The following is a 20,975-nucleotide window of genomic DNA, read 5'->3' as shown; positions in this document are numbered from 1 at the left end:
ATGCCGGCAAAAGGATCAGGCTCCGGCGCGCCGCTCCAGCACCGCGCCGATCATGGACCGCCACACCGCGACATCGCCCGCCTGCGCCATTTGGGCATCGGGTTCGCGCAATGTGTGCAATATGGCGTAGGCGTCATCGACATGGTCGGGCCATGCCGCATCCACCGCGCCGGACGCATGGGGATCGCTACCGCCGCCATTCAGGCTTAGCTGGCGACCGGCCAGGACGCGGGCGATACGCTCGATGGCGGGGGTGGTGGACGTCGGCATGGATGGCAAACTCCTCTCTCGCGGGGCGGCGCTTTCGCTCTGCCGCCGCCATGATAGCATGTTCATATCGGCGGAGCTATCTATCCCCGCCTTTCTTATAGCCCGAAGACGGCACCGGATCGCCATGGTCGCCCGGCTTGGTGGTCGATGGCGGATCGGATGCGTCCATCGAATCCTTCAGGCCTTCTTCCAGTTTTTCGTCCTTATCCAGAACATGATCCTGCGCGTCGCTTTCGCGCGCGTCGCCGGCTTCCTCGCGGCTGTTGGGACGTATGTCGGTCTTGTTGTCCGTCATTGTCTCTCTCCTCTATCCACCAAGGATGAACGGACGGCGCGGCGGCCCGGTTCCCCTCGCCGGCTTCGACCAACGCCGCCGCCCGTTCGACCAGCAACCGCGCGACCTACAGACTTTCGCCCCGCACCGGCGTAGACAGAGGCCATGACTGATCTTCCCGAAGACGGCGATCGCGGCGTGGCGCCGGCGATCGCGCTCTATTCCATCTTGGGCTTCTGGTTTTTCTACGCCTTGCTGGTTTCGTTGCGGGCCATGATCGTAGGCTTCGAATCGCAAGGCGAAATGGCGGTCCGCCGCATCATCGTCACCGTCATCGGCATCATCGTGACCTGGATACTCTATCTCGCGCTCCGGCGTTTCGACGCCAGGCCGCTCGCGATCAGGGTCGTCGCCGCCTTCTCGCTCGCCGCGCCCTTCGCGCTCGCGATGGCGGCGGCCAACTATTATATCTTCAACGTCTATGATCCGGGCAACTTCATCTCCGAAGGCGAGATGATGAAGATGACCAAGGAGGAGGGCTATCTCCTCGTCTCGATCGTGGAAGACGCGCTCAGCCGCTATTTCTTTCTCGCCGCCTGGGCGGGCCTGTATCTGGCTCTGTCCTACGCCAGCGAAGCCCATCGCACGGAGCGGCGCGCCGCCCGGCTGGAAAAGGCGGCGCAACAGGCCGAACTGCGCTCGCTGCGCTATCAGGTGAACCCGCATTTCCTGTTCAATACGCTGAACTCGCTCTCCACCCTGGTCATGCGCAACCGCCCGGACGAAGCGGAACGGATGATCATGTCGCTCTCCAACTTCTACCGCACCAGCCTGACCGACGATCCGCTCGAAGAAGTGCCGCTGGAGGAGGAGGTCCATCTCCAGACGCTCTATCTGGATATCGAATCGGTCCGCTTCCCCGATCGGTTGAAGACGGTGGTCGACATCCCGCCCGTGCTGATGAACGCCTGCGTCCCCGGCCTCATCCTCCAGCCACTGGTCGAAAATGCGATCAAATATGGCGTCTCGCGCACCTCCAGCCCGGTGGAGATCCGCATCACCGCGCGCGAGGATGGCGACCTGATGCACATCGCCGTCACCGACGATGGCGACAATCCGCCGGGCCGGTCGGACAGCGGCAGCGGCATCGGCCTCGCCAATGTGCGCGATCGGCTGACGGCCCGCTTTGGGGATCAGGGCCAGATCGTCTATGGTCCGCGCGAGGGGAAGGGTTTTTCCGTCCTTCTCACCTTGCCCATCATCCGCCGGGGTTGCTGACTCCCATGTCCATTCGCGCTATGCCAGTCCGCACCATGATCGTCGACGATGAACCGCTCGCCGTCGAACGCCTCCAGATGCTCTGCGCGCGCGAACCGCGCATCGCGCTCGTCGGCACCGCCACCGATGGCGAAGCCGCGCTGCGCCTGATCGAAGGGTTGAAGCCCGACCTGGTCATGCTCGACATCGCCATGCCCTTGCTGGACGGCATCGGCGTCGCCCGCGCGGTCGGCCGCATGGGCATCCGCCCGGCGGTGATCTTCGTGACCGCGTTCGAAGGGTTCGCGGTGGAAGCGTTCGATCTCGCTGCGGTCGATTATCTGCTGAAACCCGTCGCCCATGATCGCCTGACCCGCGCGATCGATCGGGTCGAATTGGCGCTGCGCCATCAGTCCCCCGACACCGCGCCCGCCATCTCCAGCGCCCCGCAGCCCGAATGGGCCGAGGAATTCTGGGTGCCGCACCGCTCCGAACTGATCCGCATCGCCACCGACCAGATCGATCGGATAGAGGCCGAACGCGACTATATGCGTCTGCATGTCGGCGGTCACAGCTATCTGCTGCACCAGACGATCAGCAGCCTGGAGGAACGGCTCGACCCCCAACAATTTGTCCGCCTGCATCGCAGCCACATCGTCCGCCGCGACCATATCGCGCGCCTGCGCCACGACGGCAGCGGCGTCTGGTTCGCGGCGCTCGCCGACGGCGGCGAAATCCGCATCGGTCGCACCTTCCTGGCGAACGCACGGGCGATGACGGGGCGGTAGGGGCTTATCTTTTAACCGTTCAGCCCGAACGGAGGCGAGTTTCCTACAATGCCTGTCCGGCCGCCACGCCACTGGCCCAGGCCCATTGGAAATTATATCCCCCCAGCCATCCGGTGACATCCACCGCCTCGCCGATCGCATACAGCCCCGGCGCCTTGGCCGCTTCCATCGTCCGCGACGACAGCCCGGCCGTCGCGATGCCGCCCACCGTCACCTCTGCCTTGGCATAGCCCTCCGTCCCCGACGGCGCGAACGCCCAGTCGCCCAGCCGCGCGGCCACTTGCCGCAGCGCCTTGTCCGACAGGTTGCCCATCTCGCCCTGCACCCCGATTCGCTCCAGCAGCGTGTCGGCCAGCCGCTCGGTCAGCGCCTGCGCCACCACCCGGCGCAGCGTCGCGCGCGGCCGCTCCCGCTTCTCCGCCAGCAGCCAGTCCGCCGCCTTGTCCGGCAGGAAATCCACCTGGATCGGCGTGCGATGCTGCCAATAGGAGGAAATCTGCAACATCGCCGGTCCGGACAGCCCCCGATGCGTGAACAGCGCGGCCTCGCGAAAGCGCGTCTTGTTCCAGCGCACTTCGACATCGGCCGACACCCCCGCCAGCGACTGGAACAGCGCCTCCTCCGGCCCCAGGGTGAAGGGCACCAAGGCCGGGCGCGGCTGCACGATGCTCAACCCGAAATGGCGCGCCACATCATAGGCGAAGCCGGTCGCGCCCATCTTGGGGATCGACGGTCCCCCGGTCGCCAGCACCAGCGCGGGCGCGCGATGCACCGTCCCGCCGATCGTCACGCGATACAGGCCCTCGCCATGATCGACATCCGCGATCGGCTGCCCCAGCGCCAGCGTCACGCCGCCTTTGACGCATTCCTCCTCCAGCATCGCGACGATCTGCTTCGCCGACCCGTCGCAGAATAATTGCCCCAGCGTCTTTTCATGCCAGGCGATGCCATAACGATCGACCAGTCCGATGAAATCCTGCGCCGTGTAACGCCCCAGCGCCGACTTGGCGAAATGCGGATTGGCGGACAGATATCGGTCGGCGGCGGTATGGATATTGGTGAAATTGCACCGCCCGCCGCCGGAAATCAGGATCTTCTTGCCCACCGCATCGGCATGGTCGACCAGCAGCACGCGCTTGCCCCGCTGCCCGGCGGTCGCGGCGCACATCATCCCCGCTGCGCCCGCGCCCAGCACGATCGCATCCCAAATGCCTGGATCAGCGTCGAGCATCACCGCCCCCGCTTCAGGCGGACGATGGTCTCGTCCAGCGCCTGCAGGAAGCGCGAGCGGTCATTCTTGCCGAAGGGCGGCGGCCCGCCGACCTGATCGCCGCCGGCCCGCAAATCCGCCATGATCGCCCGCGTCGCTATCGCCGCGCCGATCGAGCTATGGGTGAAAGGCTTGCCGTTGGGCGCGATCACGGTCGCCCCCGCCTTCAGGCAACGATCGGCCAGCAATATGTCCGCGGTAATGCATACCGACGCCCCATCGGCCCGCTCGGCGATCCAGTCGTCCGCCGCATCGAACCCGTCGCTCACCACCACCCGGTCCAGCAGCGGATGGGCGGGAATGCGGATCGGGCTGTTGCTCACGATCGTCACGGGAATCTCATGCCGCCAGGCGACCTTGTAGATCTCCTCCTTCACGGGGCAGGCATCGGCATCGACCAATATCTTCATGCGCTGGGCGATAGGCGGTGGGACCGGTCGAGACAAGGATGCCGGCTTATTTCGGTTGGGACCATTCCCCGCCTTCACCCCGCGCCGATCCTGCCCTACATGGACCTTCATGAACGCCCCCCTGTATAACAAGGACATATTGCGGCTCGCCGCCGGCATCCCGCATCACCAGCGGTTGTCGGACGCGCAGGCCAGTGTCGAAAGACGCTCGCCCACCTGCGGCTCGCGCGTGACCGCCGACGTGCGGATGGCCGACGGCCGCCTCGCCGACCTCGGCCTCGACGTAAAGGCCTGCGCGCTGGGTCAGGCCTCCGCCGCGCTGATGGCCGGCCACGCCATCGGCCTCACGGCTGACGAACTGGCCGACGCCCGCGACAGGCTGGCCGCCTATCTGTCGGGCGACAGCGATGATCTCGAATTCTGGCCCGGCCTCGCCGTCCTCGCCCCCGCGCGCGGTTACCCGGCTCGCCACGCCTCGATTCGCCTCGGCTTCGAAGCGATCGCCGAAGCCGCCAGACAAGCAGACGCCTGATGGAAGCGCATCAGGCCGTCAGCGCCACCGACATTCTCCTGTCCGAAGGCGTCATCCTGCTCGGCGCCGCCGTGCTGTTCGTCATGCTCTTCCGCCGCTTCGGCCTCGGTGCGGTCCTTGGCTACCTTGTCGCGGGCGCACTGGTCGGACCGCAGGGCCTGGGCCTTGTCGGCGGCGGCGAATCGAAACTCGCCATCGCTGAAATCGGCATCGTCCTGCTGCTGTTCCTCGTCGGCCTCGAACTTCATCCCGCCCGGCTCTGGCGCCTGAAACGCGACATTTTCGCGCTCGGCCTGGCGCAGGTCGTGCTGTGCGGTTGCATCCTGACCGCCATCATCTTCTATTCGACCGGCTTTAGCTGGGGCGCGGCGATCGCGCTCGGCCTGCCGCTCGCCCTCTCCTCGACCGCGCAGGTGCTGCCGGGCCTGAAGTCCAGCGGCCGCATCAACTCCCCTTTCGGTGAGAAGGTCTTCTCGATCCTGCTGTTCCAGGATCTCTCGATCGTCCCGCTCATCACCATCGTCGCCGCCCTGTCCCGCAATCCCGCCGATGCCGGCGGCCCGCCGGGCTGGATGATGGCGGGCTACACCGTCGCCGCCATCGCCGGCCTCGTCCTGGCCGGCCGCTTCATCCTGCGCCCGCTACTGGGGCTGGTCGGCCGCATGGGCGAGCGGGAGATGTTCGTCGTCGTCGGCCTCTTCACCGTGCTGGCCGCCGCCGCACTGATGCACAGCCTGCACCTCTCGACCGCGCTGGGCGCCTTCGTCGCGGGCGTCATGCTCGCCGATTCGCCCTACCGGCATGAAATCGAATCCGACGTCGAGCCATTCCGCTCGATCCTGCTCGGCCTCTTCTTCCTTGCCGTCGGCATGGTGCTGGACCTGCGCGCCGTCGCCGCCAATCCGTTGTTCGTGCTCTCCATGGCGGTGGTTCTGGTTGCGACCAAGGCGGCGATCATCACCGGCCTCGCCCGCTTGTTCGGCATGGAATGGCGCCCGGCGCTGGGTGCGGGCCTGTTGCTCAGCCAGGGTGGCGAATTCGGCTTCGTCCTCTTCACCCAGGCGCAAAACGCCCTGCTCATCGCGCCGCAGGCGGCCAGCCTGTTCGCCGCCATCGTCACCTTCTCCATGGCGACGACGCCCTTTCTGATGCTCTTCGCCCGGCGCTTCGAGTTCGCCAAGCCCAGGGATCACGACCTGCCCGGCCCGGAAGATGCCCCGCGCGGCTCCGCCATCATCGTGGGCTATGGCCGCTTCGGCCAGACCGTCGCGCAGATGCTGATGGGCCATGGCTTCGGCGTCACCCTGATCGACAAGAAGCCCGCCCAGATCGAGGTGTCGAGCCGGTTCGACATGAAGGTCTATTATGGCGACGGCACCCGCATGGACCTGCTCCACCGCGCCGGCGCGGACGAAGCGCGCCTCATCGCCTTCTGCATCGACGACCCCTCGCTCGATTCGCGCGCGCTCCAGCCGATCGCCGAAGCCTTCCCCCAAGCCGCCTTGATGGTCCGCGCCTTCGACCGGCGACAGGTGCTGGAATTGCAGGACATGGACCTCGCCGGCATCGTCCGCGAAGTCTATGAATCGGCCATCTGCATGGGCGTACAGGCGATGCAGTCGCTTGGCGTACCGGACGAAGAAGTCGAGGAAGTCGAGCGCCAATATCGCCAGAATGACGCGCAACGCATGGCGCTCCAGACCGAACATGGCAGTCTGCTCGCGGCCAAGGACTTGATGTATCGCCCCGGCAAGTCCATGCGGCTGCTCAGCAGAGGGGATGGAGAAAAGGCATGATCGCGATACTGGCCTGCCTGTCCGCGGCGCTGGCGATAGGGGCCGGCGCGTTCGGCGCGCATGGCGTCGCCGATCCCAAGGCGGCGGAATGGCTGCGCACCGGCGGCCTCTATCAATTGATCCACGCCGTCGCCGCGGTCGCCCTCATCGGCGTTGCGCGCGGCGCGGCGGCGCTGATGCTCGTCGGCGCGGCGATCTTCGCCCTCACCCTCTACGCCATGGCGCTGGGCGGACCCAAATGGCTGGGCGCGGTCACGCCGATCGGCGGCATGTTGATGATCGCGGGCTGGCTATGGGCCGCATGGTCCTTCGGGCAGCGCTGACGCACCGCCCTTGCCCCCGGTCCCCTGCAAGCCTAGATTGACGCCATGGCCGACCATCACCACCATCATGAACCGACCGGCACGAAGCTCGCCGACGCCGCGCGCCTGACGCTGGAGGCGCAGGAAGAACAATGGACGCCCATGCGCGCCGCCATTTTCGACGCGCTCGCGGCGGAGGAACGACCGGCCTCGGCTTATGACATCGCCGATACCGTGTCCAAGGCGCGCGGCAAGCGCGTCGCGCCCAACAGCGTCTATCGCATCCTCGACCTGTTCGTGACCAACAATATCGCGATGCGGGTGGAAAGCGCCAACGCCTATATCGCCAACGCCCATCCCGGCTGCCACCATGACTGCATCTTCCTGGTCTGCCGCAATTGCAAGCAGGCGACCCATGTCGATGACGACAAGGTGACCGGCGATGTGCGCGCGATCGCCGCACATGAAGGCTTCCATGCCGAACGGCCGGTGATCGAGATATTGGGCACCTGCGCCAGGTGCGCGGCCTAAAGAGCGCCGTTGCGCTTGCCCACTGAACGGCCTAGCCGCTACACGAGTCTATGTCTTCGATGAACGATCGCCCCTCCACGCCGCTTCTCGACCAGGTCGTCTGGCCGTCGGACCTGCGCGCCCTCAAGCCTGACCAGTTGCGGCAACTGGCCGACGAATTGCGGCAGGAGGTGATCTCCGCCGTCGGCGTGACCGGCGGTCATTTGGGGTCCGGCCTTGGCGTGGTCGAACTGACGACCGCGATCCATTATGTGTTCGACACGCCGCAGGACAAGCTGGTGTGGGACGTCGGTCATCAATGCTATCCGCACAAGATCCTGACCGGCCGGCGCGACCGCATCCGCACCCTGCGCATGGGCGGCGGCCTGTCCGGCTTCACCAAGCGCGCCGAATCCGATTATGACCCCTTCGGCGCGGCGCACAGCTCCACCTCGATCAGCGCCGCGCTGGGCTTCGCCGTCGCCAACAAGATGCAGGATCGCCCTGGCAAGGGCATCGCCGTGATCGGCGACGGCGCCATGTCGGCAGGCATGGCCTATGAGGCGATGAACAACGCCCGCGCGGCCGGCAATCGCCTGGTCGTCATCCTCAACGACAATGACATGTCGATCGCTCCGCCGGTCGGCGGCCTGTCCGCCTATCTCGCCCGTCTGGTGTCCAGCCGTGAGTTTCTGGGCCTGCGCGACCTGGCCAAGCGCCTCGCCCGCAAACTGCCCCGCCCGCTCCACAATGCCGCGCGCAAGACGGACGAGTTCGCGCGTGGCATGGCGATGGGCGGCACCCTGTTCGAGGAACTGGGCTTCTATTATGTCGGTCCGGTCGACGGCCATAATCTCGACCAGTTGATCCCCGTGCTGGAAAATGTCCGCGACGCGGCCGAAGGGCCGTGCCTGGTCCATGTCGTCACGCAGAAGGGCAAGGGCTATGGCCCGGCCGAAGCGGCGGCGGACAAATATCATGGCGTCCAGAAATTCGACATCGTCACCGGCGCCCAGGCGAAAGCTCCGCCGGGACCGCCCAGCTACACCAATGTCTTTGCCCAGGCGCTGATCGCCGAAGCGCAACGCGATCCCAAGGTCTGCGCCATCACCGCGGCCATGCCGTCGGGCACCGGCCTCGACAAGTTCGAACTGGCCTTCCCCGACCGCAGCTTCGACGTCGGCATCGCCGAACAACATGCCGTGACCTTCGCCGCGGGCCTCGCGGCCGAAGGGATGCGCCCCTTCTGCGCCATCTATTCGACCTTCCTGCAACGCGCCTACGACCAGGTCGTGCATGACGTCGCGATCCAGAATCTGCCCGTCCGCTTCGCCATCGACCGCGCCGGCCTGGTCGGCGCCGACGGTTCGACCCATGCGGGCAGTTTCGACGTCACCTATCTTGCGACCCTGCCCAATATGGTGGTGATGGCTGCGGCGGACGAAGCCGAACTGGTTCATATGGTCCATACCTGCGCCATGTATGATAGCGGCCCGATCGCGCTGCGCTACCCGCGCGGCAACGGCACAGGCGTCGCCATGCCCGAAATCCCCGAACGGCTGGAAATCGGCAAAGGCCGGATCGTGCGCGAAGGGCGGCAGGTCGCCATCCTCTCGCTCGGCACCCGCCTCGAAGAAGCGCTCAAAGCCGCCGAAGCGCTGGAGGCCAAGGGCCTGTCCACCACCGTCGCCGACCTGCGCTTCGCCAAGCCGCTGGACGAAGCGCTGATCCGAAAGCTGCTGACCAGTCATGAAGTGGCCGTGACCATCGAGGAAGGCGCGATCGGCGGCCTGGGCGCGCATGTCCTGACGCTGGCCAGCGATCTCGGCCTGATCGACAACGGCCTCAAGCTGCGCACCCTGCGCCTGCCCGACATCTTCCAGGATCAGGACAAGCCCGAAAAACAATATGCCGACGCCCGTCTGGACGCCGACGCGATCGTCGACACCGTCCTGACCGCCCTGCGCCACAATAGCGTCGGCGCAGAGGCGCGGGCCTGACCAAAGACAGGAACTAAATTCCCGCCGCAAACGTAATGGATCAACCGTGCCGTCAATACGCTGAACGGCATGATCATCAGGAGCGGAGGAAACGGTTGCCGGCGCATTTTCAGTTGATTTCGCGGGCTTTGCCTAAACTGTCGCCGGCCCTTCTCGCGTTAATCTTATGCGCCGCGTGCCAGCAAAAGCCCGTAGACATTGCGCCGCCCCGCGCATCGGATCCTGTACCGGCGCCCCAGGAAAAGTCCCTGATCGCGGTGCCGGTCGATGCCGACGCCAGCGCATTGCGGGCGGCGATTGAACAGGCGGTGCCGCGCATCCTGTGGACCATCAACCGGCGCGAACCGCGCTGTGTCGCGCCGCAAAAGGTCAAGATATTCGGCGGCGAGTTAAAGGTCACGCCGCCCATCGGCTGCACCATCGTCGGCACCGTCACCCGCGGCCCGGTCAGCCTGCGCGGCGAGGGACGGGAGATCGTCGCCGACCTGCCCATCCATGCCAGCATCAGCGCGCGCGACGTGGGCGGTGTGCTGAAAGGCGAAACCGCCACCGGATCGGCCATGGTGCAGGCGCGCATCACCATCGACCTGGCGCGCGACTGGACACCTAAGGGGACGGTGCGGCTCCATTATGACTGGACCGCGCCGCCCGGCATCGATTTCCTGGGTCAGCGCATTCGCTTCACCGACGAAGCCGATGCAAAACTGCGCCCCGTCGTCGCCAGGCTGGAACGGGATTTGCCGCGCGAACTCAGCCGGATGAACCTGCGCGGCGAAGCGGAAAAATATTGGCGTCAGGCTTTCGCTACGCTGGAGTTGAACAGGCAAAATCCGCCAGTCTGGATGCGCATCAGCCCGCAGAAGATCTTCTACAACGGTTACACGATGCGCGGCCGCTCGCTTCGGCTGGACCTAGGCATGGAGGCGATCACGGAAACCTTTGTCGGCGATGCCCCGGCAGCGCCCCGGCCGACGGCCTTGCCCCCACTCAACCGAGCGCCGGTGCGCAACCGCCTGTCCTTCCATCTGCCGGTGACGGCGGATTATCGCCAGCTTCAACCCGTCATCCAGCGCGCCCTGTCAAAACGCGCTGCGCGTCCGTTCGACCTGCCCGGCATCGGCCCGGTGTCCGCGCGCTTTTCCAACGTGACCTGCTATGGGGCGACGGGCGGACGTGTCGCGGTGGGCGTGGATGTCACCGCGCGATTGGCCGATTCGACGGAGGACATCCATGGCCGCATCTGGCTGGCGGCGCGTCCGGTCAATGCCGTCAATTCGCCGCGCGTGGGCTTTGTCGATCCGGTCATTACTGGCGATACCGACGGCGTCAGTGGCGATATGCTGCTGGCGATCGGGCGAAGCCCCGGCTTCTCCAGCCTGATCGCCAGCGCGCTTGGTCAGAATTTCGCGAAGGATATTGTGGAACTCAAGCGCAAGATCGCCCGCGCCATCGCGGAAAGGCGGGAAGGCGCCTTCGTCATCCATGCCCATGCCGACAGGTTCGATATAGGTCAGATTCACGCTTATGGCCAGGGATTGCACCTGCCCGTCCGTGCGACGGGTCAGGCGCAGATCAGCTATCGGCCATCCGGCGGCGCGGCTAAGCCAACCGCGCCGTCTGGATAATCAAGCCCTATTGATCAGGGCTGGGGCGTCGCAGCGCGGGCTTCCTGGCCGTCGCCTTCGGGCGCGGCGATGATGTCGCGGGTGGTGGCGCCCTTGTCCACGACCTGGGTGTCTGGATCGCCCACCGACGATCGGATGCCCGATGCCGCATTGGCGCGGCCCGCCGCGTTCAACGCGGCGCTTTCCGATGCGCTGCGCGCGGCGGGACCGCCGAACATCGCCTGCATCGCTTCGCTGCGCGAATCGACCGCCGCCGCCGCCGGGGTGCCCGGCGCGGGCGGCACCAGCGCGAAGTCGGGCGGGATCACCAGCGGCGCCTGGCGCGAGACGGCGAATTCATCGGGGCGCTCGCGGTTGAACAGCCCGCCGCCGCCGCCGCAGGCGGACAGGGTGGACACAAGGCCGGCAGCGAGGATCAGTTTACGCATTACTTCAAAGTCTCCGTCTTTGCGCCCTTGTCGCGCAGCAGCAACGCCCGCGCAAGCAGGATCAACACGCCGATGGTGATGGCGGCATCGGCCAGGTTGAAAATCAGGAAGGGCCGCCACTCGCCGATATGCAGGTCCGCATAATCAATGACATAGCCCAGCCGCACACGATCGACGATATTGCCGATCGCCCCGCCCAGCACCAGCCCCAGCGCCGCGACATCCTGCCGCGCCTTTTCGCGCCACATCCACACGCCGACAAATGCGGAGATCAGGATCGTCATCCCCACCAGCGCCCAGCGCGCCGTGTCGGTATCGGCATGGAAAAAGCCCATGGATACGCCGCGATTTTCCAGCCAGCGCAGGCGGAAGAACGGCAGGATGTCGATCCCCTCCACCCGGCTTTTCAGCGCCAGCGGATAGGTGACCGTATATTTGACGAGCTGGTCGAGCGCGAGCGTCACGATCGCGACGGTCAGCCCCAGCGGGCGGTGATTGATGGCGCTCATGCCTTCAACACCCCGTCGCAACGGTCGCACAGCGTCCCGTCCTCCGTCACCTCCGGCAGCTTGCGCCAGCAGCGGCCGCATTTATGCCAGTCGCTGGGCGTCACGACGATGCCATCGCCCTCACCCATGGTCACGCGTGCGACGATCGCCACTTCGGCAAAGTCGACATCGCCCACCGGCACCAATTCGCCCATGGTGACGTCGGCGTCCAGACTGGACCGCACGATCTTTTCCCGGCGCAGCGGCTCGATCGCCTCGTTCACCTGCTCACGCTGGCTGCGCAATTCGGTCCACTTGTCGTCCAGATGCGCGTTGATCCAATGATGGTCGACTTCCGGCCATTCCAGGAAATGCACGCTGTCAGCCTCATCCGGGAAGCGGCTCTGCCACACTTCTTCCGCCGTGAAGGGGATGATCGGCGCGGCATAGCGGACCAGCGCATGGAACAGCGTATCCAGCAACGTGCGATAGGCGCGACGCTTGGGGTCGCTCTTCGCATCGCAATAGAGGCAATCCTTGCGGATATCGAAGAAGAAGGCCGACAGGTCGCTATTGGCGAAATCGAACAGCGCGCGAGTATAGCGGCTGAACTCCAGCCATGTCTCGCTGCCCTTGCTCTTGTCCACTACGCCGCGCAGCTCCGCGTCCAGCGCCGCCAGCCGATGGAGCATATAGCGCTCCAGCTCCGGCATCTCGGCATAGGACACCGCTTCGCTCTCTTCATCATAGTCGGCCAGCGCGCCGAGCATATAGCGGAAGGTATTGCGCAGCTTGCGATAGGCGTCGGACGATCCGGCCAGCACTTCCTTGCCGATGCGGACGTCATCGAAATAGTCGGTGCTGGCGACCCAGACGCGCAAAATGTCCGCGCCGCTCTCGCCCATGATCTTGAGCGGATCGACGACATTGCCCAACGACTTGGACATTTTCTTGCCCGTGCCGTCAAGCGCGAAGCCATGGGTCAGCACCGCCTTATAGGGTGCTTGGCCCCGCGTACCGCAGCTTTCCAGGAGCGAGGACTGGAACCAGCCGCGATGCTGGTCCGATCCTTCGATATAGAGGTCAGCGCGTGTCCCCTCGCCATAGCGCCCCTCGACCACGAAGCTGTGGGTCGATCCACTGTCGAACCAGACGTCCAGAATGTCGTTCACGACCTCATAGTCGGCGAGGTCGTAATCGGGGCCGAGCAGCGCCTGATGATCGGCACCGAACCAGGCGTCCGCACCGGCGCCCTTGAACGCCTCGATGATGCGGGCATTGACCGCCGGATCAACCAGATATTGCCCGCTCTTGCGATGGACATAGAGGGCGATCGGCACGCCCCAGGCACGCTGGCGGCTGATCACCCAGTCGGGACGGCCCTCCACCATCGAACGGATGCGGTTGGTCGAGCGCTCGGGCACCCAGCGGGTATGTGCGATCGCATCGACCGCGATTTCACGCAACGTCGGACCGTTGCCCGTGACGATCGGGGTCGGCATCACGCCGCCATCGACGTCGGCAATCCCGCCGTCCTGGGGTTTATCCATTGGGATGAACCATTGCGGGGTGCAGCGATAGATGATCCGCGCCTTCGACCGCCAGCTATGCGGATAGCTATGGCGGAAGTCGCTGGCGCTCAGCAGCGCGCCCGCAGCGCGCAGGTCGGCGCAGATCGAACCGTCCACGCCGTTAAACTTGGTGTTGATGACGCTGCCCTGCCCCGGCAGCCACTCCCAGTCGTCGCGATAGAAGCCCGCATCATTGACCGCGAAGACCGGATCGATGCCCAGTTTCTTGCAGGCGAGGAAATCCTCCTCGCCATGGTCGGGCGCCATATGGACGAGGCCGGTGCCCGCGTCGGTGGTGACATGGTCGGCGGGCAGCAGCGGGCGCGGACGCGCGAAGAAGCCGCCGAGCGCGTGCATCGGGTGACGGGCGATGGCGCCGGCGAGTTGGGTTCCATGGACGAAGCCATCGATACTCCAAACACCAACAAGCTCAGGACTCTCCGTCCCTCGGAGGGCTGCATCTGCTCGTGCCTGAAAGGCCGCAACAAGATCGGTTGCGACGAGAAAACGCCCAAGCGATTTTCCATCATGGTCGACGCAAGACACGATAGAATAATCTACAGCCTCCCCAAACGCGATCGCCTGGTTAACCGGGATCGTCCAGGGCGTCGTCGTCCAAATCACCGCATGGGCGCCAACCAGTTCCGGCGCGTTCGGCGCTTCGGCAATCTCGAACGCCACGTCGATCTGGGTCGAGGTCACATCCTCATATTCCACTTCCGCCTCGGCCAGCGCGGTCTTCTCCACCGGCGACCACATGACGGGCTTGGCCCCGCGATACAGTTGCCCGCTTTCCGCGAACTTCAGCAATTCGCCCACGATGGTGGCTTCGGCGTCGAACTTCATGGTCAGATAGGGATCGGCCCAATCGCCCATCACGCCCAGACGCTTGAACTGCTCCTTCTGCACGCCCACCCATTTGTCGGCATAGGCGCGGCACTGGGCGCGGAATTCGGCGGCGGGCACCTCATCCTTGTTCAGCTTCTTCTTGCGATATTCCTCCTCGATCTTCCATTCGATCGGCAGGCCATGGCAGTCCCAGCCGGGCACATAGGGCGCATCCTTGCCCAGCAACGACTGGCTGCGGACGATGATGTCCTTCAGCACCTTGTTCATCGCATGGCCCATATGGATGTCGCCATTGGCGTAAGGCGGGCCGTCATGCAGGATGAAGCGCTCACGCCCGGCCCGCTTCTCGCGCAGGCGATCATACAGACCCATCGCCTCCCACTTGGCGGCGATCGCCGGCTCCTTCTGGGCCAAGCCGGCCTTCATCGGAAAGTCGGTGACGGGCAGGAAGACGGTGGACTTATAATCGGGCTGGTCGGTCATGATGGGTCCGGCACTAGAACGCAAAACCGTTCGTGCTGAGTAGGGACTGAGCTTGTCGAAGGCCCGTATCGAAGCATCCGCGCCAAGGCCCAGTCCTTCGATACACCATTTCGACTTCGCTCAATGGCTACTCAGGACGAACGGGGTGAATGGAGAGCGTGCCTTAAGCGACGTAAGGCGTTCCCGCAAGGATTTGCCGCGCGTCCACGCAGTCCTTCGCGATCCCCGCCATCAGTGCGTCCAGCCCGTCATATTTCAACTCAGGATGCAGATAGTGGATCAACTGCACCTCAATGATCTGGTCGTAGAGGCTTTCGGCGAAATCGAAGAAATGCGGCTCCAGCAATTCCTTGGGCGGATCGAAGCTGGGGCGGATACCTAGGTTCGCCGCGCCATCCAGCACCCGCCCGTCAGCCAACAACCCGCGCACCGCATAAATGCCATAGGCCGGCCGCAGATAATGGCCCATGTCGATATTGGCGGTCGGAAAACCGATGGTACGGCCCAGCTTGTCGCCATGCTGCACCACCCCCTGAATGGTGAAGGGCCGCGTCAGCAGCCGCGTGGCGGTGGCGCAATCGCCGGCCTTCAGCGCATCGCGGATACGGCTGGAGGAGACGATCTCGCCGCTGTCGTCGGTCACGGCCGGCACCGCCTCAGCCACCATGTCCAGCGCCGCGCCGAGTTCGGCGAGCGTGGCGACATTGCCGCCCTTCGCCTTGCCAAAGGTGAAATCCTGCCCCGTCACGACCCCGGCCGCGCCCATATCCTGCACCAGAAACGCGGCGAATTCCTCTGCGCGCATCGCCGCCATCGCGGGGTTGAAGGCGAACACCAGCATCGCGTCCGCCCCCGCCGCCGCGAACAGCGCCTGTCGCTGGTCCAGCGTCGTCAGGCGGAACCAGGGCGTATCGGGCCGGAACAGCCGTACCGGATGGGGATCGAATGTGGCGACGATCGCCGGACGCCTCTCCGCCCGCGCGCGCGCAATCGCCCGCGCGACCACCGCCTGATGGCCCGCGTGAAACCCGTCGAAATTGCCGAGCGCCATGATGCTCCCGCGCAGATGCGCAGGGATCGGGGCGCTGCTGCTAAGCCGCTCCATGCCGCGGCCTATAGGGGGGTGGATGGGGCGTGGCAATGCGCTGTTCCATCCTTCGTCGCGCCCGCGTCCCGCGCAGGCGGAACCCCAGTTCCACGCTCAGGACTGCGCTCCCGCCTGCGCGGCAGGCCATGATGGCTAACCCCGCACCAACGTCACGAAACTATAGGCCGGTCGCCCATCCAGCGCGTCATGGTCCGCCCGCGCCGTTTCCCGCCAGTACGCCGGATCGGGATAGGCGATGCTGGCGTCGCCCGCCGCCTCCAGATGCACCTCGGTCAGTGCGATCCGGTCAGCGCGCGGCAGGAACAGCCGATAGATTTCCGCGCCCCCGATCACCATGACGGTCGGCGCATCAGCCAGCGCGATCGCCCCGTCTATATCATAGGCGACCTCCGCCCCCTCCCCGCGCCAGTTGCGATCGCGCGTCAGCACGATATGGCGGCGGCCGGGCAGCAGGCCGGGCAGGCTGTCGAACGTCTTGCGTCCCATCACCATCGGATGGCCGAGCGTCACCGCCTTGAAATGCCTGAGGTCGGCGGGCAGGCGCCAGGGCAGGTCGCCATCCTTGCCGATCACGCCATTGTCGGCGCGGGCGAGGACCAGGACGATTTCGCTCACAGCGTCAACCGCGTCACATGCCCCATTTTCCGCCCAGGCCGCGCCTCATGCTTGCCATAGAGGTGCAGATGGTTCGCCGGGTCGGACAGGATCGCCAGCCAGTCGTCAGCATCGTCACCGATCAGATTGCGCATCGCCACGACCTGCGCTGCCAGCGCAGTATCGCCCAGCGGCAGGCCGCAAATCGCGCGGACATGGTTCTCGAACTGGCTCGTCACCGCGCCCTCGATCGTCCAGTGGCCACTATTATGCACGCGCGGCGCCATTTCGTTGAATACCGGCCCGTCGGCGCTGGCGAAAAATTCGCAGGTCAGCACGCCGACATAATCGAGCGCGTCAGCGATCTTCTGCGCCATGCCGCGCGCCTGCGCCATCTGCCCCTCGATCAGCGCGCCCGCGGGCACGGTCGAGGTCGCCAATATGCCATCGACATGCACATTGGCCGCCGAATCCCAAAATCGCACCGCGCCGTCATGGCCGCGCACCAGGATCACGGAAAATTCCTGGTCGAAGGTCACGAACCCTTCCAAAATCGCGCTCTGCCGCCCGATCGCGTTCCACGCGCCCACCGCATCGCCCGGCTCGGACAGGCGGGCCTGCCCCTTGCCGTCATAGCCCATGCGGTTGGTCTTCAGGATCGCGCGGCTGCCGACCTGCTCGATCGCGCTTTCCAGATCGTCCAGGCTTTCGACCGACGCGAAGGGCGCGGTCAGCCCGCCCAGGTCGCAAACGAAGCGCTTCTCCGCCAGCCGGTCCTGCGCCACACGCAGCGCCTGCGCGCCGGGGCGGACCAGCCCATGGGTGGACAGTATCTCGACCGCGGCGGGATCGATATTCTCGAACTCATAGGTGACGACATCGACGCTGTCGGCAAAATCGCCCAGTGCTTGCGGGTCCTCATAGGCGCCCCGCGTCCAGGTGGGCGACACGTCGGCGGCCGGGCCGCTCTCTTCGGGCGCGTAAATATGCGTGCGATAGCCCAGTTGCGCCGCTGCGGTGGCGATCATCCGACCGAGCTGGCCGCCGCCGAGAATGCCGATGGTGGCGCCAGGCGCGATGGTCGTCATGATCCTGCCTTCAATCCTCGACGGTTTCGGCGACGGCCTCGGTCTGGCGTGCGCGCCAGGCGTCCAGCCGGTCGGCCAGCGCATCGTCGGTGGTGGCCAGGATCGATGCCGCCAGCAGCCCCGCATTGATCGCGCCGGGCTTGCCGATGGCCAGCGTGGCGACGGGAATGCCGCCGGGCATCTGGACGATGGACAGCAGCGAATCCATGCCCTTCAACGCCTTGGATTCGACCGGCACGCCCAGCACCGGCAGGCGGGTCATCGACGCGGTCATGCCGGGCAAATGCGCTGCCCCGCCCGCGCCCGCGATGATGACCTTCAACCCGCGGGAAACCGCGCCGGTGGCGTAATCATACAGGCGCTGCGGGGTGCGGTGGGCCGACACCACCTTACATTCATGGGGAACGCCCAGCGCTTCGAGCGTTTCGGCGGCATGGCGCATCGTGTCCCAATCGGACCGCGACCCCATGATGATGCCGACCGTGACTGCCCCGCTCATATGCTGCTTCCCCTGGGACGAGCGACGCGACAGGTCGCCCGGAAAGCAAAGCCCCTTAGCGGTCGGGCCGCCAAGGGGCAATGTAGATTTGCGTAAACCGGCCCTTACCGTTCCGACAGATAATAGCGATCGATCGCGCTCAGATCGTCCGCCAGTTCATAGACGATCGGCTGGCCGGTCGGAATTTCCAGATGGGTGATCTCGTCATCGGGAATGTTCGACAGATGCTTCACCAGCGCGCGCAGCGAATTGCCATGCGCCGAAATCAGCACGCGCTTGCCGGCCTTCAGGTCGGGCGCGATCGTCGCCTCCCAATAGGGCAGGACGCGCGCGATCGTGTCCTTCAGGCTCTCGGTCGACGGGATGGCGATACCGTCATAGCGGCGGTCGGCCGACAGGTCGAATGCGCTGCCCGCTTCCAGCACCGGCGGCGGAATGTCGAAGCTGCGACGCCAGATCTTGACCTGATCGTCGCCATGCTTGGCGGCCGTTTCCGCCTTGTTCAGGCCGGTCAGCCCGCCATAATGGCGCTCGTTCAGCCGCCAGTCCTTCTCGACCGGCAACCACAGCCGCCCCATTTCCTCCAGCGCCAGATTGAGCGTCTTGATCGCACGGGTCTGGAAACTGGTATAGCACTGGTCGAAATCCAGACCTTTCTCCGCCATCAGGCGACCGGCGGCGCGCGCTTCTTCGGCGCCCTTCTCGGTCACGTCCACATCCCACCAGCCGGTGAAGCGGTTTTCCAGGTTCCATGACGACTGGCCATGGCGGATGAGGACGAGAGTGGGCATTGGGCGCGTCTCCTGCACGATAACGGCGAATGATGGCTCCCCATAACGCGCTAAATCGCGCGCGCAAGCTTGTCGCCCGATCCGTGCCCCCCACATTGCAGTCGGCGCATCCATCGGATAGCCAGACAGGGTCAACGGAAGGAAGCAGAAACTTGGCATTTGTGAAGGGCGCCTGGCGCATATTGGTCGCGATCAAGGACGGCCTCGTCCTGCTCTTCCTGCTGCTCTTCTTCGGCGCGCTCTACGCCGCCCTCTCCTACTCGCCAAAGCCGGGCAAGACCGTGTCGTCGGGCGCGCTGCTGCTCGACCTGAATGGCAGCATCGTCGAGCAACCGGCCGAGATCGGCGCGATGGCCTTGCTCTCCGGCTCCGGCCCGGACGCCAAGGAGTATCGCCTGTCCGACATCGTCGCCGCACTCGACTCTGCAAAGACGGATGCCAAGGTCAAGGCGGTCGTGCTGAACCTCGATGGATTCCTGGGCGGCGGCCAGGTCGCCATGGCGCGCGTGGGCAAAGCGCTGGACGCGGTGCGCGCCGCGAAGAAGCCGGTGCTCGCCTATGCCACCCTCTACAGCGACGACGGCTACCAGATTGCCGCTCATGCCACCGAAGTGTGGAGCGACCCGCTGGGCGGCGTCGCGATCATGGGACGGGGCGGATCGAACCTCTATTATAAAGGTCTGATCGACAAATTGGGCGTCAACACCCATGTCTATCGCGTCGGCACCTATAAGAGCTTCGTCGAACCCTTCACCCGCGCGGAACAATCGCCTGAAGCCAAACAGGCCAACCAGGCGCTGGCCGGTTCGCTCTGGCAAAGCTGGCAGGACGACGTGGCCAAGGCGCGACCCAAGGCGAAGATCGCCGCCTACGCCGCCAACCCGCTGGCCGCAGCGCAGGCGGTCGGGGGCGACATGGGCAAAGCGGCGCTGGCCAACGGGCTGGTCGATAAGCTGGGCGACGAAGCGGCCTTCGGCGAGCGTGTCGCCCAGATCGCGGGTGAAGCCGCCAGCGACAAGGCGGGCAGCTTCGCCACGATCGACCTTGCGTCTTATGTGAAGGCGCGCAAGCCCGCCAATGACGGCCAGATCGGCGTGCTGACGATCGCGGGCGACATTGTCGATGGCGAAGCCGGCCCCGGCACCGCGGCGGGCGACACCATTTCCGACCTGCTGCTGACCGCGCTCGATGAAAAGGAACTGAAGGCGCTCGTCGTCCGCGTCGATTCGCCTGGCGGTTCCGTCATGGCGTCGGAAAAGATCCGCGGCGCGATCCTGAAGGCCAAGGGTGACGGCCTGCCCGTGGTCGTCTCCATGGCCAATGTCGCGGCCAGCGGCGGCTATTGGGTGTCTACCCCGGCCGACATCATCTTCGCCGAACCGGACACGATCACCGGGTCGATCGGCGTGTTCGGCATATTGCCCAGCTTCGAAGGCACGCTGGCCAAGATGGGCATCACCACCGACGGCGTGCGCACCACGCCGCTGTCCGGCCAGCCCGATATCGCGGGCGGCACCACGCCGGAATTCGACCAGATCATGCAATTGGGCGTCGAGAATATCTATCGCCGCTTCGTCGGCCTTGTCGCGCAATCGCGCAAGAAGTCGCCGGAAGCGATCGACGCCATCGCGCAGGGCCGCGTCTGGGACGGCGGCACTGCGCGCCAGATCGGCTTGGTGGATCGCTTCGGCGGTCTGGAGGAGGCCATCGCCGAAGCCGCCCGCCGCGCGAAACTCGATCCGGCAAAGGCGAAAGCCTATTATATCGAAAAGCAACCCGACAGCTTCACCGCCTTCGTCCAGTCGGTCGCCGACCGCGAACAGGGCGACGCCAGCGCCCCGCCGCGCGACATGCTCGCGCGCCAGGCGCTGATCCAGCGCGGCTGGGCGATGCAGGCTGTGTCGGACGTCAAGGCGCTGGTCATGGGCGCCGGCGTCCGCGCCGACTGCCTGGAATGCCGCGGCTATGGCGCGCCAAAACACCGCAACGCAGCGCAAGAGCGCAGCGTGCTAGCGATGCTGGCGGAATACTGGCGATGACCT

General features: G+C 65.5%; 21 protein-coding genes. 9 read left to right on the top strand and 12 right to left on the bottom strand.

Going from position 1 to position 20,975, the window contains the following annotated elements; all coding sequences use genetic code 11:
* Positions 1 to 15 precede the first annotated feature (15 nt).
* Positions 16 to 270, bottom strand: coding sequence for a hypothetical protein (locus sphantq_RS15700; RefSeq protein ID WP_066601157.1), 255 nt, complete (start codon positions 268 to 270; stop codon positions 16 to 18).
* A 76-nt stretch (positions 271 to 346) separates the two neighbouring features.
* A complete protein-coding gene (locus sphantq_RS15695) occupies positions 347 to 565 on the bottom strand; it encodes a hypothetical protein (protein ID WP_066601155.1) in 219 nt (72 codons plus the stop codon).
* A gap of 144 nt (positions 566 to 709) precedes the next feature.
* Between sphantq_RS15695 and sphantq_RS15690 the strand changes: the two genes are divergently transcribed.
* Together sphantq_RS15690 and sphantq_RS15685 are read left to right on the top strand one after the other, a co-directional pair.
* Positions 710 to 1,822: a sensor histidine kinase gene (locus sphantq_RS15690; protein ID WP_272798948.1), complete on the top strand. Its 1,113-nt coding sequence runs from the start codon at positions 710 to 712 to the stop codon at positions 1,820 to 1,822.
* 20 nt (positions 1,823 to 1,842) lie between these two features.
* Positions 1,843 to 2,589, top strand: a complete 747-nt coding sequence (locus tag sphantq_RS15685; RefSeq protein ID WP_066601150.1) for a LytR/AlgR family response regulator transcription factor — start codon at positions 1,843 to 1,845, stop codon at positions 2,587 to 2,589.
* Between the two features lie 43 nt (positions 2,590 to 2,632).
* On the opposite strand, the gene sphantq_RS15680 is transcribed toward sphantq_RS15685, so the two are convergent.
* Both sphantq_RS15680 and sphantq_RS15675 read right to left on the bottom strand, forming a co-directional pair.
* The gene (locus tag sphantq_RS15680) at positions 2,633 to 3,820 is read right to left on the bottom strand and encodes an NAD(P)/FAD-dependent oxidoreductase (RefSeq protein WP_272798947.1); all 1,188 of its coding nucleotides are present in this window, start codon (positions 3,818 to 3,820) and stop codon (positions 2,633 to 2,635) included.
* A complete protein-coding gene (locus sphantq_RS15675; RefSeq protein ID WP_066601147.1) occupies positions 3,820 to 4,269 on the bottom strand; it encodes a YaiI/YqxD family protein in 450 nt (149 codons plus the stop codon). The genes sphantq_RS15680 and sphantq_RS15675 overlap by 1 nt, the downstream gene beginning before the upstream one ends.
* A 109-nt stretch (positions 4,270 to 4,378) precedes the next feature.
* Here sphantq_RS15675 and sphantq_RS15670 point away from each other — a divergent pair, with 109 nt between their 5' ends.
* The 6 genes from sphantq_RS15670 (at position 4,379) to sphantq_RS15645 (ending at position 11,034) form a co-directional block, all read left to right on the top strand.
* Entirely contained in the window at positions 4,379 to 4,801 is a 423-nt protein-coding gene (locus sphantq_RS15670; RefSeq protein WP_272798946.1) for an iron-sulfur cluster assembly scaffold protein, read from the top strand.
* Positions 4,801 to 6,597: a cation:proton antiporter domain-containing protein gene (locus sphantq_RS15665; protein ID WP_272798945.1), complete on the top strand. Its 1,797-nt coding sequence runs from the start codon at positions 4,801 to 4,803 to the stop codon at positions 6,595 to 6,597. Before sphantq_RS15670 ends, sphantq_RS15665 begins: the two co-directional genes overlap by 1 nt.
* On the top strand, positions 6,594 to 6,920 hold the full coding sequence (locus tag sphantq_RS15660; protein WP_066601141.1) for a DUF423 domain-containing protein: 327 nt from the start codon (positions 6,594 to 6,596) through the stop codon (positions 6,918 to 6,920). The genes sphantq_RS15665 and sphantq_RS15660 overlap by 4 nt, the downstream gene beginning before the upstream one ends.
* 45 nt (positions 6,921 to 6,965) lie before the next feature.
* The gene (locus sphantq_RS15655; protein WP_066601140.1) at positions 6,966 to 7,430 is read left to right on the top strand and encodes a Fur family transcriptional regulator; all 465 of its coding nucleotides are present in this window, start codon (positions 6,966 to 6,968) and stop codon (positions 7,428 to 7,430) included.
* Between the two features lie 50 nt (positions 7,431 to 7,480).
* Positions 7,481 to 9,409 (top strand): 1-deoxy-D-xylulose-5-phosphate synthase, encoded by a 1,929-nt coding sequence (gene dxs / locus sphantq_RS15650; RefSeq protein ID WP_272798944.1) that lies wholly within the window; start codon positions 7,481 to 7,483, stop codon positions 9,407 to 9,409.
* A 257-nt stretch (positions 9,410 to 9,666) separates the two neighbouring features.
* Positions 9,667 to 11,034, top strand: coding sequence for a DUF4403 family protein (locus sphantq_RS15645; protein WP_242496104.1), 1,368 nt, complete (start codon positions 9,667 to 9,669; stop codon positions 11,032 to 11,034).
* A gap of 14 nt (positions 11,035 to 11,048) precedes the next feature.
* Here sphantq_RS15645 and sphantq_RS15640 read toward each other — a convergent pair whose 3' ends face one another.
* From sphantq_RS15640 to gpmA, 8 genes are all read right to left on the bottom strand, one after another.
* On the bottom strand, positions 11,049 to 11,462 hold the full coding sequence (locus tag sphantq_RS15640) for a DUF3035 domain-containing protein (RefSeq protein ID WP_066601137.1): 414 nt from the start codon (positions 11,460 to 11,462) through the stop codon (positions 11,049 to 11,051).
* The gene (gene lspA / locus sphantq_RS15635) at positions 11,462 to 11,971 is read right to left on the bottom strand and encodes a signal peptidase II (protein ID WP_066601136.1); all 510 of its coding nucleotides are present in this window, start codon (positions 11,969 to 11,971) and stop codon (positions 11,462 to 11,464) included. Before lspA ends, sphantq_RS15640 begins: the two co-directional genes overlap by 1 nt.
* The gene (ileS, locus tag sphantq_RS15630) at positions 11,968 to 14,853 is read right to left on the bottom strand and encodes an isoleucine--tRNA ligase (protein WP_272798943.1); all 2,886 of its coding nucleotides are present in this window, start codon (positions 14,851 to 14,853) and stop codon (positions 11,968 to 11,970) included. Before ileS ends, lspA begins: the two co-directional genes overlap by 4 nt.
* A gap of 163 nt (positions 14,854 to 15,016) precedes the next feature.
* Entirely contained in the window at positions 15,017 to 15,958 is a 942-nt protein-coding gene (locus sphantq_RS15625; RefSeq protein WP_129927302.1) for a bifunctional riboflavin kinase/FAD synthetase, read from the bottom strand.
* 135 nt (positions 15,959 to 16,093) lie between these two features.
* A complete protein-coding gene (locus sphantq_RS15620) occupies positions 16,094 to 16,576 on the bottom strand; it encodes a dihydrofolate reductase (protein WP_272798942.1) in 483 nt (160 codons plus the stop codon).
* Positions 16,573 to 17,643 carry a 5-(carboxyamino)imidazole ribonucleotide synthase gene (locus sphantq_RS15615; RefSeq protein WP_129927300.1) on the bottom strand — a complete coding sequence of 357 codons (1,071 nt, stop codon included), beginning with the start codon at positions 17,641 to 17,643 and terminating at the stop codon, positions 16,573 to 16,575. The genes sphantq_RS15620 and sphantq_RS15615 overlap by 4 nt, the downstream gene beginning before the upstream one ends.
* Positions 17,644 to 17,653: 10 nt before the next feature.
* Positions 17,654 to 18,142 (bottom strand): 5-(carboxyamino)imidazole ribonucleotide mutase, encoded by a 489-nt coding sequence (gene purE, locus sphantq_RS15610; RefSeq protein ID WP_066601128.1) that lies wholly within the window; start codon positions 18,140 to 18,142, stop codon positions 17,654 to 17,656.
* A gap of 104 nt (positions 18,143 to 18,246) precedes the next feature.
* A complete protein-coding gene (gene gpmA / locus sphantq_RS15605) occupies positions 18,247 to 18,933 on the bottom strand; it encodes a 2,3-diphosphoglycerate-dependent phosphoglycerate mutase (protein WP_066601126.1) in 687 nt (228 codons plus the stop codon).
* A gap of 152 nt (positions 18,934 to 19,085) precedes the next feature.
* Here gpmA and sppA point away from each other — a divergent pair, with 152 nt between their 5' ends.
* Entirely contained in the window at positions 19,086 to 20,972 is a 1,887-nt protein-coding gene (sppA, locus tag sphantq_RS15600) for a signal peptide peptidase SppA (protein WP_066601124.1), read from the top strand.
* Positions 20,973 to 20,975 lie beyond the last annotated feature (3 nt).

Origin of the sequence: Sphingobium sp. AntQ-1 (genome assembly GCF_028538045.1) — a bacterium.
In the GTDB taxonomy this organism is placed as follows: domain Bacteria; phylum Pseudomonadota; class Alphaproteobacteria; order Sphingomonadales; family Sphingomonadaceae; genus Sphingobium; species Sphingobium cupriresistens.
This window is presented reverse-complemented; position numbering and strand designations above follow the sequence as displayed.